Origin of the sequence: Flavobacterium sp. GCM10022190 (genome assembly GCF_042656445.1) — a bacterium.
Classification (GTDB): domain Bacteria; phylum Bacteroidota; class Bacteroidia; order Flavobacteriales; family Flavobacteriaceae; genus Flavobacterium; species Flavobacterium nitratireducens.
Map to the genome: position 1 here is coordinate 340839 of NZ_JBHSOQ010000002.1, position 12803 is coordinate 353641.

The window sequence follows — 12803 nt, forward strand, 5'->3', positions numbered from 1 at the left end:
AACGGCTAAGATGAAAAAACTACGAGCAAATATAAACACTTGGTTTGATAAGCTTGATAAACAATGGAGGGAACTTCCTGTGCAGCAACAGTACAATTATCTTTTATACTGTTTTCTGGGGTATCTGATGCTAACTATAGCTGTAATTCTAAAGGTTTGGTATGATACAGCGAAATCCAATCCAAGACTAATTATCGAGCATATTGAAAATCCTGTTGTTAAAAAGAAAGAATCAGCTATATCGATGCAGGATTCATTGTTAAAAAGCATAAAAAACAAAAGTCATGAAAGAAAATGAAAATAAAAAAAATACCGTCTTTGTTACAGATAGTAGTCAAGATAATTCTTCGGATATAGTACTGGAAAGCAGTTTAAATAAAGTCAATAAATTTAAAAAGCCACTTATTTTTTCGTTGATGGGGATGGTATTTCTGGGATGTATGTATTTGATATTTAAACCATCTGAGAATAGCAAAGTGACACAAGATATAGGTCTCAATGATTCGGTTCCTCAAGCTACTGATAACGGTTTGCAGGATGATAAGGAAAAAGCCTATGAGGAGGCAATGTTGGAGCAAATGAATCTGGAAAAACAAAATTCACTATTATCTCTTTCTGATTATTGGAAAGAAGACGATATAGATAGTACAACTCCAGTTCTTTCAGAAGATGAGAATGAAGTTTCAAATAATACAGCTACAAACACGAATCCCTCCTTATATAGTTATCGCAATGCACAACATACCTTAGGTACTTTTTATCAGAATGACAATTCGGAGACATTACAACTGCATAAACAACTGGATGAGCTAAAAGAGCAATTGGCTAAAAAGAATGAGACACCAATTGATCCAGTGGAAAGCCAATTGGAATTAATGGAGAAATCTTATCAGATGGCAGCAAAATACCTTCCAACTAATGCGGTTTCAGGGGATCAGCCAAAAGAACAAAATACAGTACTTTCTGGTTCATCAAACCAAAAAGAAACTTTTGTTGCGTTTGTTCCTGCCAGTAAAAATGTAGTTTCTTCCTTATATAGAGTACTTCCTGATAGTACATTTATTGCTAATTGGAGCGAAAATTACAACCTTGGATTTAATACGGTTGGAAAAACCGAGCAACAATTACAGCCCAAAAACAGTATCCGTGCTGTTGTGCAACAAACACAGCTTCTAACGGAGGAGAGTAGTGTTCGTCTACGTTTATTAGAATCAGCCAAAATAGGAAATCATATTATTCCGCAAGGAACAGTATTGACAGCCAATTCAAAAATTCAACAAGGACGTGTCCAAATGAAAATTACTTCGATAGAACAGGATGGCAATATTATTCCGGTTAACATTATAGTGTATGGACTGGATGGGCAAGAAGGTTTGTTTGTGCCATATTCTCCCGAAATGAGTGCTTTCAAAGAAATGGCTGCTAATATGGGACAGACTTCAGGAAGTAGTATTATGATGACAAATTCTGCCGGACAACAAATAGCAGGCGATTTGAGTCGTGGACTTGTACAGGGTGTTTCGGGCTATTTTTCTAAAAAAATGAGAACTCCAAAAGTAACACTCAAAGCAGGACATCAAGTATTTCTTGTTTCTAAAAAATAAATATTCAATTTTTTAAACTTTATACAACATGAAAACAACAATGAAAAACATACTAATAGCATTGGTCTTAGTATTAGGCTATGCTACTCCATTTCAGGCACAACAGACTGTTCATAATATCACAAAGCTGGACTTGGGAAAAATAGAACCGTATAAGATAGAAGTAACTTACAGTAAAACTTCGCACTTGATATTTCCTGCTGCTATCCGCTACGTGGATTTGGGAAGTGATTATCTGGTTGCAGCCAAAGCAGAAGATGCAGAAAATGTATTACGAGTAAAGGCAGCAGTTCGTGATTTTGATGAAGAAACTAACTTTTCGGTAATCACCGAGGATGGACGTTTTTATAATTTCAATGTGCTTTTCAACGCTTTTCCAGTTAGTATGAATTACAATCTTTTGGAAATGCAAAAAGGAATAAGTAGGGAGAATGCTAATGATGTTCTTTTTGAGGAACTTGGAAAGAATTCACCTTCGCTTGTAGGTGAGTTAATGGAAACGATTTATAAAAAAGACAAACAGCTGATAAGAAATATTGAAACTAAAAGTTTTGGGATTCAACTTTTATTAAAAGGAATCTATATCCACGACGATAAATTCTATTTCCATACCGAGGTACGTAATCTTACCAATGTGCCATTCCGAATTGATTTTATTGATTTCAAAGTAGTAGATAAAAAGCTCGCTAAACGCACTGTAATACAAGAAAGGACGATAATTCCTTTACGAATATACAAACCGTTAGACGAAATTGTAGGTAATACTGTTGAGCGAAATGTATTTCTGTTGGATCTATTTACTATTGCCAATGACAAAGTACTCTTTATAGAAATTTTCGAAAAAAACGGTGGCAGACATCAGGTATTAGAAATAGAAAATTCTGATTTGATCAAAGCAAAGCTTATCAAAAACATGAAGTTAAAGATTAATTGATTTTAATAAAAACATAAAAAGGGGCTGTTTCACAATTGGTGAGGCAGCCTCTTACTATTTGTTGAATGTATTTGTTTTAAACCTTTAAAAAACAATAAGTTATAGCTAAGGAGCGTTTTTTAAAATTAAAAGAGTGAAATATAAACGTACACATTATGTATCCAACATTGTTTTTAAGCATCCTGGCTCTGTTAAGTGGTTTTGGTCTTCGTTACTGGATTAACAGAAGGAAATTTTATCGAAGAAACCCAATGGGAGCGGAAGGCTTTTCGAGTTATGAAAAATCAGTATTCATTTCTTTTCTGGAGCGTACTGGAAAATGGATTGCTTTTATTTTGATTGTTTTTGGACTTTTGTTCTTCTGGAGTTATTCAAGACAAAAGAAAGAAAAAGAAGAAGTGGTTTTAATTGAAACACAAAATCCAAAATAATCAAGCGGCGTTCTTTTGCTTCTTTTCTTTGGTCGCTGATGTGGAAAGAAAAGAAGTTAAACCAAACTAATAAAGAGGATAATAAATATTCTCATGTAAAACTAGCAAGCTTTTTGGTGAAATGGTAAGGCTTTACATTTTAGCAAAGTGCTTGTACCTTTTTTTAGTAAAAATACTTTCCCGACCATCGAGAGGGAGTGTCTTTTTACTCTGATTTCATCATAAATAATTCAGCGACGTTCTTTTGCTTCTTTTCTTTGGTCGCTTATGTGAAAAGAAAAGAAGTCGGACAAAATAAATAATGAGGATAGTGTGTATCCTCACGCAAAACTTACAAGCTTTTTGGTAAAATAGGAGGATTCGCATTTTACCAAAGTGCTAGTATCCCTTTTTCTGCAAAAAGACTTTCCTGACCATCGGAAAGGAGTGTCTTTTTGCAACCCGCCCCGATATCTATCGGGGGTTGGCTTAGCCAACTGGGATGGGCTGTGACCTAAAGTCTTTCAAATTGAGAAAAAAGCCTCTGTATTGGGTAAGTCCGTTGCGAAATAAACCCCACAAAAGAGAACTACCCATCTGTGCCAATGCAGAATTAATATATAAATCTTGTTTTTCCAATGCTTCCGCAAGGGAACAACTTGGAGTGTCGTCTGTAATTTCGGACTGTTTCAGCAGTTCGGGAAATTCTTCGGTTACAAAAGGCAAGTTAGCAACGGTTTCATATTTTTCTGAATTAGGCTGTTTAATATCGCCTATAGAGGATAGTATCACTTGTCCGGTATGTTGGCTATTGCCAAAATCCATCCAATAACGTGGGCGATTAGCATAAGCTCGACTGTTATTAAGTTGTTTTAAAATGTCAGCAATTTCAAAACGAGCTTTCACGCTATCCACACAGCTAATAAAAATACTTGCTCCAGCATTTTCGGGTAATCTTTCCAAACTGTCTTTTTCAAATTTTATAGTTTCCGCTTTCCAGTTTGTACCCGACCAACGATTGGCACGGTTTATCAGTGCGACCGATTTGTACAGTCCTGTTTCAGAATGGGCAAATCGTTGTCTGCCCAAATTGGCTTCTGTGATTATATCATCATCCCAAAGACGAACATTTAAACCTGCATGACCTAATGCAATAAGGCTATGATTCATTTCCATTAGGGAAGTTAGTACTTTTGAACCTGTACCACCTGCACCGATAAGATTTAGCGTTATTGGATTTGTGGGATTTATTAAATAGTTGTCCGTAAAGTGGACTTTTGTTTTTTCGGTGTTCATGACAATATATCTTTTAAGGTTTTACCATTCTTTTTTAATACTTCTTTAGGAAAAGAGGTGTTTGTATTGACAAGGCTTTCCCAAAGAGTTATACAGTTTCCTTTTATCGGATTATAGTCCTGCATCAAATGACTGAAATAGCTGTTGAAAAAATAACTTTCCCATGCGGTTGTAAATTCTTCTAATGAAGCAATTTTCTTCATCTGAACATCTACCGTTCCCATGCACACATTAGCATTTTCATATACATTAAAAAAAGGAGCATTGTACAATTTTGTGTTTTCTTTAGGTCTGCGATTACTTCCCAAAGCAAAAACAGAAAGACTATTTTTGTTGGCAAACCATAACATAGGAGGTACATTTACCTTGCCATTTGGGATACCTAAATTTTCTGTAAAACAAAGTTCTCTTTGCATGGCTTTGGTAAACCAGATTACTTTATTTTGAGTAGGGTCAATATGTAAAATAGCATTGCTTATTATTCCTTCTGATTTTAAACAAGGTTCTTTTTCTTCTTTGGCTGTTTTCAATGCCTTTGCCAGTTGGTTTGCTTCTCTTACAGTTAATGGATGGGCATTAATAGGATTCCCATTTTTATCCATGTCAAAATATTCTACATAGGTATCAGAATTCGTTCCTTTAGTCTGATAGAATACTAATGCAGATTTAGGATGATACAGTGTTCCAAAATTTTCTGTTATATCGTTCATCACTATTGTTTTAAAAATGGTTTAACAGGTAAATTAATTCTCCGATAAGGGCAAACAGCCTATTTTCAAAATCAAGATTGTTTGCTGTGATGTCACTTCCGTCAAAACTTTTAACGATACTAGGCTCTTCCATCTGTCCGTATTCTTGTAATTCACTATTTACACATTGAATAATATTTTCATTCAGCCAACCTTTTCCATCAGCATAAAAGGATATGTAGTAATCCATTGTTAAAATGTTTTCATTTTCGTCTTCGTTTTCTTCTGCTTCTTCGTTGGGTCTTGCTTTTCGAAATATATTTTCATTTGGATATTGCTCTAAAAGGGCATAGGTTTCTTGAGCTAATTTTAAACAATCCTGTTCAAAAGCGTTCGCACTTTTAAAGCGGTTCAATCGTTTTTTGAAAAAAGTTAAATTGGCAGTATTGAAGATTTTTTGTTCCATTTTGTCGCCAATCCATTCTGCTTGTTCGAATTCACTCAAATAAATGGATGTTTCTTCGGAATCATCATCAGTTAGTTGCCATTCTTTTAACATCTCGTATTGATAATAAAGAAAACTATTTTCCTGTCTGTAATAAGGTATGTTGACACTATGATAGAGATAACTACAAACCGATAATAAAAGCTGTGCACTGTGTTTTCGTTTATTGTTTTTTAACAAACGGTACAGCGGTACTACTGGAATATAATAGAGTGTAGCGTTAGTATTGTATCGTTCTTCACTTGTAAAAAAGGTTTTTTTGTTATCCTGTACGAGTTTGATTTCTTCCCAATCTCTCACCTTATCTTTTAGTTTTTCTTTGGTGTCCCATAAAGCCAAAGCGATATTGTATGGATAACCAAAAGGTTGGGTGTGAATGGGGTTAATATTATAATGTGTTGCAAGTTGGGAAAGAGATTGGTAAAAATCTCTTTCCGTTTTTACTGTTTTCTGACAAGCTTGTACCGTTTTCGTTTCTGCCAAAACAGGCAGGAATGAAGTTCTTAAAAAAACATTAGTAACATCGGTACTGGTAAGGACTGCTGTTTGTCCTTGCGGATTTCGTTTGCATCCTTTGTTCGTTTTATCCAGTTTGCGAACTCTCCTAATTGGCGGTGTAGTTGCTTTTGTTTGGATTCTTTGGGTAGTTGTATCGTACCCGCTATGATGTGTGATTGCATAAGTCATTTTTTTAATGTTTTTGGATTAACCTTTTGTACCTATAGCACTTTCAAAGTGGTATTGTACCGTATCATCCTTTATTATGGGTGCGCCAATTTTTGCTGTTGTAAGTATGGGATAGGTGTTCGAATAGAAGTTTAACACCGCTTGTACACTCCATTTTGGTTCGGGGTCTGTGAGTTTGATTTCTTGTCCTTTATCGTTAAACAGAAATACTCTTTCTAATTGCGTGGCTAATAACATAATGATTCAATTTAGATTAAACATTTTCTTGCTCTGTTCCGAAAAGACTAGGCGAAGCGAATTTATCAGATAGTTCTTTTTTGCGTTTGTGTATGGCTTCGGCATATTCAGGGTAATCGTTAGGATTAGGTACTTTCATCCAGGCATCACGGGGTTTGCCATCGTTGTCCAATTCATCAGCCTTTGCCATCGCTTCTTTGTATTTCTTTTCTTTTTCGTCCTTTGCTTTTTTCTCCTTATCGGTTTTTTCTTTTTCCATTGCCGATTGTTTTTGGGCATTTTCCAATTGCTTCATATAGGCTTCCATATTGACCATTAAACCCGAAGCAGTTCGTAAGGGTACTGTAATGCTTTCAAAAAATCCCTCGTCTAGTTCTTCTGCTGTTCCTCTAAGATTAAGAGGCGGGATTAGTTGTTTGGCATTGTCTCCGCATTGTTCGTTTTGCAGTAGAATAGAAACAACCATTTTGTTTTCTACTCTTTTGGATATCGTTAGCTGTAAATTGCCTATAATTTCCAATTGTGCTATCTGATTGAAAAAATTAGTATTCATATTTTAAACTTTTAAAGTGTTGTTTAATCCGTTTTTAATTACCGTTAATTTTTCGTGCATATCCATCCAATAGGCTTTTTGTCTTTCATTGAAATCTGAAAAATCGTTACCCTCCTGTTGGTAGTCTTTGTATTCTGCCGTTATTTTGATAGCTTCATCAAGGTCGGTTACCTCAATAGCATAACCATTCAAATCAATTACTTCCATTCATCAAAAAATTTATGTTGATAGCATTCGAACCAATTTTTGCAAACGAGCTACACAGTTCGAATGCTTTTTGTGATTTTATTTGTGCCGTACCGCCTAATACAATGGATTGTAATTTGGCTTCATCATCTTTATAATTGCGTACATTTTGATAGTAGCCAGTCACAGCGTTATAAGCCCCAAATAAAGTCCCTTTTGTGGTTTTCATTTTTTGGGTATCATTAGTCATCGCATAAGCAAAAGCACTTTCAACAGTATTTTTGAACAGGGTGGAGATTTCGTCATTATTCCCTTTTTTGATATGCTCTAGGGTTTCTTTATTGGGACAAAGTGCCAACTGTATCAATTTTTCAACCTCCTTATCACTTATTTTTACTTTCGCCCAGTCATTAAAGATGTTTTCTAATTGATTGCTAAACTCGTTTGCTAATCCCATTACTTTGTGAGCATTGTCTAAGCGTTGTTTTGCTCCCGAAGTATGACGAATGCGTACTACATTGCTCATATTGCGAAGTGAAGCATTAAGCGTATTTTGACAAACAATTCTAACAGGAGTAAAAGCTGCGGTAATACTTCCACTACCATCGTGAGAAGTAGTGAGGAAAATATATTTTTCTGTTACATCATCGCCATTACCCACACGGATATAATCAGGCAGTTTTGCAGTAATAAAAATACGCTCTCCATTGCCTAAAGCCCCTGCGGTCTCGTATAAGATTCCGTCAGTTCCTCCAACAATAGCATCAAAAAAACTAAAAGCCTCCCGATTTTGTACAATATGATAGTCTTTACCTACCACGCCCAAAACGGTGTTGTTATCAGTGCGCATAGTAGCAAAATAATTAGGCACGTTTAGTTCGTTGTCTCTAATTTCTATGCTGTTTGTATTTTCAATAATACCTGAACCTTTTGTGTATAAAGGGCTTTTGATTACCTCATAATCCAGTCCTGCGTGTTGGATTGCTTCTGTACTTGTGGGATAATCTTGTACAATTTGCCCTAAACCGTGCCATGCTTTTTGCTGAACACTAAAAAATGAATAACGTTCTGTTTTTTCGTTGAAGTTTAAATTATGTGCCATGATATTGAAATTTTAAAATTTGAAAAGATTAAATGAATTGTGTTAGAATGGTAAATCGTCTCCAGTATCCTGATTTGAAGTTTTAGTTTTCTGTTCGTTGTTGCTTGTCTGAGCGATTTCTGTTTTTTTACCACCTCCGTGCAATTTGATAGTTGAAGTATGGAAGTTTAAACTTGCTCTTAATTCCCCATTATTGGCTGTCCACGGTCTTGTGCTAACTCTACCTGTAAGCTCTACGAAAGTGCCTTTGGTGAGTATCTTCGCTACATTTGGGCTTATCCAATAAGAGCAATCGAAATAGGTAGTTTGCTCTATGCGTTCGCCTTGTTTGTTGCGATAACTGTCATTTGTAGCTATTGAAAAGTTGACTACTTGTTTTTCTTTTGACGTTGTGCGTACTTCTGCATCCCTTGTCAGTCTTCCGATAATGTTCATAATATTTACTTTTTAGAGTTAAATTTTATTTTATTTATTCGGCAATGAGAGGAGGAGCTGTTTCGTTTCACTCTATTACCATTTCTAATGCTGTTCTTTTCCATTATTGACATTTTTTTTATTCGTCTAAAGAGCCGGAGTATGCTTTGTTTCGTTTCAGGAGCATAAAAGGTTAGTGTTTAGCAGGAGCAAGGTTTTGTCAAATAAATACGACCCGAATGGGTGGAGATTTTTTTGCAAACCCTTAGGGCATGACCTTGTTCCTGCGTTAAGAACACTAGAATACCTTTGCTCTTGAAATGGGACAAAATAGCATACTGACTCTTGAATAAAAACAGAGTGGAAGCGATAAAAAAGGCATTGAGTAAATGGTTCTATATGATTTGAAAAAATGAACTAATGCGATAGAATTCCTAGAAAACTTTAAGTGTCTAGTGTTTTTTTAAATATTTGGCTATGAAAGCCATGTAAAAGGATCTTGAAAAATAGTGTTTGGGAGTAGATTTTCGGTTTTTAAAGATGCTGTTATTAGGTATCCGATTAAGCTTTTTTATGAAGTAGAGTAGCGGATGAGTAAATGTGCTTTGAGGATTTAAGTTTATCTGTTCGATGACAATATTAGTCAAAGTAAGACTTAATAAGCCATGATTTCCTGTTAGATTGTGTAGCGGTTAAATTTATTTGTTAATACACATAATAAATAATTAATAATGCAAAATATTTTTTTGCATGGAAAGGTATGGAGGATAAAGATGAATGAAAATGATAAAGTGTTGATAGACGGAAAGATAAAAGAGTTAAAAAAGGATATTGAAGAGAAAAGGGAACAAAATTTTATAAATTTACTAATTGAAATTATTGTTACCATAACATTAAAAGAGTTAAATGAAAAGAGCGATTAGATATTTAAGATTTAGTCAGTTAGGACAAAGTAATGGATCTATTGAGAGACAGGAACTTTATACTGATCAATGGTTGAAATTTAACAATGTTGAATTGGTTGACACCTTTATAGATAGAGGTAGAAGTGCAAAGACATTTGATAGACCAGATTTTATAAAACTTCAAGAGTTTATTTCGAAACATTTTAAAAGTGTTGATTATCTTTTAGTGGATCAGATGGATAGGTTCAGTAGGGATGCTGGTGAAGCTATGAGTATGGTGAAAACACTTCAAAGAAAATACAATATTCAGGTAGTTAGTGTAACTGAAGGAATCACATTTGATTATGATACACCTGGAAGTTTTTTCAGAGCAGGTTTGCAACTTCTGCTTGCTGAAGAGGATAATATTAATAGAAGTATCAAAATTAGAGGAGGGCTTTATACCGCAAGAGCAAAAGAGGGGCGTTATATAGGTATTAAACCTCCGTTTGGATATGTGAAATTAGGAGAAGGAAAAGAACGAAAATTAGTTATTGATGAGACAGAGGCTAAAATTGTAAAATTTATTTACGATGCTTTTTTACATGATACACCACTTTACATAATAAAAGAAAAAGCTCGTGCTCTAGGTTTTCCTAAAAGAGGAAATACGGCTGTCGAAAGAATTTTGTCAAATCCTGTTTATGCAGGAATGCTACAAGTACAAGGTTATAAAGAATATCCTGGAGGAATATTTCCCGCGATTCATGAAGCAATTATAGATACTGCAACTTGGCAGCTTGTACAGAGTAAAATGAAAAAACCAGAAAAGATTAGAACTGTTTTAGATGAAGATCTTCCTCTCAGGGGTATTCTAAAGTGTCATTGTGGTAATTATTTGACAGGAGCTCCGTCAAGAAGTAAATCAGGAAAATATTTTCATTATTACAAATGTAAATTTTCGAAGCATAATAATATTAGTGCAATAAAAGCTCATAAACAGCTTTTAGAAATTTGGGAATTAATGAGTCTTCCCAAAAATAGATTGTTAGAGATAAAACAGTCAACAAATAAAGCTATAGAAGAAAATTTAAAAGTTAGTAAAAACAAAATAATAGAGAAGAAACTTATTCTTGAAGAAACTCAGCAAAAGATGTTTTCGGTTGAAGAGAAATGGATTAAAAATGAAATATCAAAGGATACTTATGACAGATGGTATTCTTCTTATAGTAATACTATTTTTTCTTGTAAAAGTGCAATTGAACGACTTGGTAAGTTTGAAAGTAATGCTTATACTATTTTACAGAAAAATTTAGATATGCTAGGAGATATGAAAAATATATACTTACGAGCAGATATTATTCAAAAAAGAGAATTTGTAAAACTGGTGTTCGACAGCAATTTATACTATCAAGATGGTATCTATCGAACACCTACTATGATCGATTCTTTGTCTCATAATCATCTGATAATGAATGAGAAATGGTTACTTGTGTGCGATAAAAAAAGGGATGATTTTCCAATCATCCCATCCAGTGGAGTCGCCGGGAATCGAACCCGGGTCCAAACAAGCAACTAAAGAGCTTTCTACACGCTTATTTCCTGATTGAATTTTCGATAGGATGCTAGGCCAGAAACAGCCACATACTACTTAGCTTCTTAATTTTCGAAATCTGCCCGAAGCTAACAGAAATCTAGGTCTATTTTTACGGTTCCCCTGTACTGACCGCCATAAACCAAGGCTTTCAAGGAGAATCCAGCTTCCCTACCTTGTAGGGACGTGGCGTAATCGTACTATAATTCGGATTATGCAGCTAAAGCGTAAGTATTTTCGCCGTTTAAAAGTTCGAGATCTTATATTTACGAGCAAGGTCTCAATGCTCGACGTGCTTACTGTTCAATTCGACTTGCTGTCAAAACCAGTCGACCCCAGTTGTGTAAAGTATTCAAATCACAATTTGAGTGCGCGAATATACAATTTTATAGTTTAATATTACTATTAGCCTAGTAGCAAAAATTATTCCTCATTATCATCTTTACCTAATTTAAATGGATAGTCTCCAAATAAGGGAGCTAATTTTTTAACCTGATAGGTCTTTGTAGTGTACTTATTTGATAAAGCGATAATGGTCACATGTTCTTTCAGCAAGGTTATATATGATGATGTATTTCCATGCCACCAACCGTTATGGAAATAGAAATTTTGTCCTGTTTCCCAATTAATCATTCGGATTCCTAATCCATAATTTTTTTCTCCTTTACGTTCTTGGCTAAAAGGGGTATAGACCATTTTTAATAATTTTGGACTTAAAAAATTTGGATTATTTCGAGCCAAATCAAATTTTAGTAAATCTCTAGGTGTCGAATAAATATTTTTATCTCCATATATAGCGTCCAGATAGTCTTTACCTATTTCTACTTTGTTCCCTTTATAGGAAGGAACAATTGAATCTTTATCTCTTTCATAATCAAAAACAAAAGTGTGGTTCATACCCAAAGGTTTGAAAATCATACGTTCCATTGCTTTATGGTAACTTTGACCTGTCGCTTTTTCGATAATTAATGCCAAAACGGCATAATTGGTGTTGCAATAAGCAAAACGAGTATTTGTTCTGGATTCTAAACCAATTTCTTTGGTGGCCATTAAGTGAACAATATCTTTGTTGCTTAGAATATTATGTCGGTCCCAAACACCATCTTTTTTGTCTGTAAAATAGGCGTAATTGCGCATACCACTTCGATGATTTAGTAGCATTTTTACTGTTACTTCGGGAAAAGGAAAATTTCGAATTATGGTATTTACTTTTTGATCTAAACCAATTCTTTTGGCATCTATTAATTTTAGTACGGCAGCCGCTGTTAGAATTTTACTAACTGATGCTAAATGCAAAGGGGTCGTAGCAGTAATAGGCCTCTCGTCTCTAAAATTAGCCATACCTTCATATTTTTCAAAGATAATTTTGCCATTTTGAGCCACTAAAAAACTACCATTCATGCTGTTATTAGGCCAGTTTTTATTGTAAAAACGTTCAATAGCATTTTTTTTAGTATTTATATATTGAGCGGATAACTTTGGGAGTTTATTAGTTGGAGGCTCCATATGAGGCATGGTATCCTTTGGTTTTTGGTTTTCAGCAGCCTCTTTATTCTTTTGATTACAAGAACTCAAAACTAAGATTAGGAGGAGTAATTGTAGTATATTTGTCTTTTTTATAAAATTCATTTTTGCGAGTACTATATTCGCAAATATATAGAATCAAATAATTTTGGGCGTTGTTTTTTTTAACGTTAACAGATTTTTT

General features: G+C 34.5%; 15 protein-coding genes and 1 other RNA gene. 6 read left to right on the forward strand and 10 right to left on the reverse strand.

Annotation, left to right across the window (positions count from 1 at the left end; all coding sequences use genetic code 11):
- Positions 1 to 10 precede the first annotated feature (10 nt).
- The 4 genes from ACFPTQ_RS08320 to ACFPTQ_RS08335 all read left to right on the forward strand — a co-directional run bounded on the left by ACFPTQ_RS08320 (position 11) and on the right by ACFPTQ_RS08335 (position 2969).
- Positions 11 to 298: a nitrogen regulatory IIA protein gene (locus ACFPTQ_RS08320; protein WP_379776237.1), complete on the forward strand. Its 288-nt coding sequence runs from the start codon at positions 11 to 13 to the stop codon at positions 296 to 298.
- Entirely contained in the window at positions 285 to 1604 is a 1320-nt protein-coding gene (traM, locus tag ACFPTQ_RS08325) for a conjugative transposon protein TraM (RefSeq protein ID WP_379776240.1), read from the forward strand. Before ACFPTQ_RS08320 ends, traM begins: the two co-directional genes overlap by 14 nt.
- A 40-nt stretch (positions 1605 to 1644) precedes the next feature.
- The gene (gene traN, locus ACFPTQ_RS08330; protein ID WP_379777192.1) at positions 1645 to 2538 is read left to right on the forward strand and encodes a conjugative transposon protein TraN; all 894 of its coding nucleotides are present in this window, start codon (positions 1645 to 1647) and stop codon (positions 2536 to 2538) included.
- A 155-nt stretch (positions 2539 to 2693) separates the two neighbouring features.
- Entirely contained in the window at positions 2694 to 2969 is a 276-nt protein-coding gene (locus tag ACFPTQ_RS08335) for a molybdenum ABC transporter permease (protein ID WP_379776242.1), read from the forward strand.
- A gap of 468 nt (positions 2970 to 3437) precedes the next feature.
- Here the strand turns inward: ACFPTQ_RS08335 and ACFPTQ_RS08340 are convergent, their stop codons facing one another.
- From ACFPTQ_RS08340 to ACFPTQ_RS08375, 8 genes are read right to left on the reverse strand one after another with little or no spacing between them, the layout of a single operon-like run.
- The gene (locus ACFPTQ_RS08340) at positions 3438 to 4244 is read right to left on the reverse strand and encodes a PRTRC system ThiF family protein (protein ID WP_379776244.1); all 807 of its coding nucleotides are present in this window, start codon (positions 4242 to 4244) and stop codon (positions 3438 to 3440) included.
- Positions 4241 to 4954, reverse strand: a complete 714-nt coding sequence (locus ACFPTQ_RS08345) for a PRTRC system protein B (protein WP_379776247.1) — start codon at positions 4952 to 4954, stop codon at positions 4241 to 4243. Before ACFPTQ_RS08345 ends, ACFPTQ_RS08340 begins: the two co-directional genes overlap by 4 nt.
- 10 nt (positions 4955 to 4964) lie before the next feature.
- Positions 4965 to 6125, reverse strand: coding sequence for a hypothetical protein (locus ACFPTQ_RS08350; RefSeq protein WP_379776250.1), 1161 nt, complete (start codon positions 6123 to 6125; stop codon positions 4965 to 4967).
- Between the two features lie 18 nt (positions 6126 to 6143).
- Entirely contained in the window at positions 6144 to 6362 is a 219-nt protein-coding gene (locus ACFPTQ_RS08355) for a PRTRC system protein C (RefSeq protein WP_379776252.1), read from the reverse strand.
- 16 nt (positions 6363 to 6378) lie between these two features.
- Complete coding sequence (locus ACFPTQ_RS08360; RefSeq protein ID WP_379776254.1) at positions 6379 to 6915, reverse strand: PRTRC system protein E; 537 nt, start codon at positions 6913 to 6915, stop codon at positions 6379 to 6381.
- Positions 6916 to 6918: 3 nt separating this feature from the next.
- Positions 6919 to 7122, reverse strand: coding sequence for a hypothetical protein (locus ACFPTQ_RS08365; RefSeq protein ID WP_379776257.1), 204 nt, complete (start codon positions 7120 to 7122; stop codon positions 6919 to 6921).
- The gene (locus tag ACFPTQ_RS08370) at positions 7109 to 8203 is read right to left on the reverse strand and encodes a DUF932 domain-containing protein (RefSeq protein ID WP_379776260.1); all 1095 of its coding nucleotides are present in this window, start codon (positions 8201 to 8203) and stop codon (positions 7109 to 7111) included. Before ACFPTQ_RS08370 ends, ACFPTQ_RS08365 begins: the two co-directional genes overlap by 14 nt.
- A gap of 42 nt (positions 8204 to 8245) precedes the next feature.
- Entirely contained in the window at positions 8246 to 8638 is a 393-nt protein-coding gene (locus tag ACFPTQ_RS08375; RefSeq protein ID WP_379776263.1) for a single-stranded DNA-binding protein, read from the reverse strand.
- 710 nt (positions 8639 to 9348) lie between these two features.
- On the opposite strand from ACFPTQ_RS08375, the gene ACFPTQ_RS08380 reads away from it, so the two are divergent.
- The gene (locus ACFPTQ_RS08380) at positions 9349 to 9540 is read left to right on the forward strand and encodes a hypothetical protein (protein ID WP_379776265.1); all 192 of its coding nucleotides are present in this window, start codon (positions 9349 to 9351) and stop codon (positions 9538 to 9540) included.
- The gene (locus ACFPTQ_RS08385; RefSeq protein WP_379776268.1) at positions 9524 to 11080 is read left to right on the forward strand and encodes a recombinase family protein; all 1557 of its coding nucleotides are present in this window, start codon (positions 9524 to 9526) and stop codon (positions 11078 to 11080) included. The genes ACFPTQ_RS08380 and ACFPTQ_RS08385 overlap by 17 nt, the downstream gene beginning before the upstream one ends.
- Here the strand turns inward: ACFPTQ_RS08385 and ssrA are convergent.
- Together ssrA and ACFPTQ_RS08395 are read right to left on the reverse strand one after the other, a co-directional pair.
- Positions 11035 to 11432: a transfer-messenger RNA gene (gene ssrA, locus ACFPTQ_RS08390) on the reverse strand. The two genes, ACFPTQ_RS08385 and ssrA, sit on opposite strands and share 46 nt — an antisense overlap.
- 86 nt (positions 11433 to 11518) lie before the next feature.
- Positions 11519 to 12724, reverse strand: coding sequence for a serine hydrolase domain-containing protein (locus ACFPTQ_RS08395; protein ID WP_379776271.1), 1206 nt, complete (start codon positions 12722 to 12724; stop codon positions 11519 to 11521).
- Between the last annotated feature and the right edge of the window lie 79 nt (positions 12725 to 12803).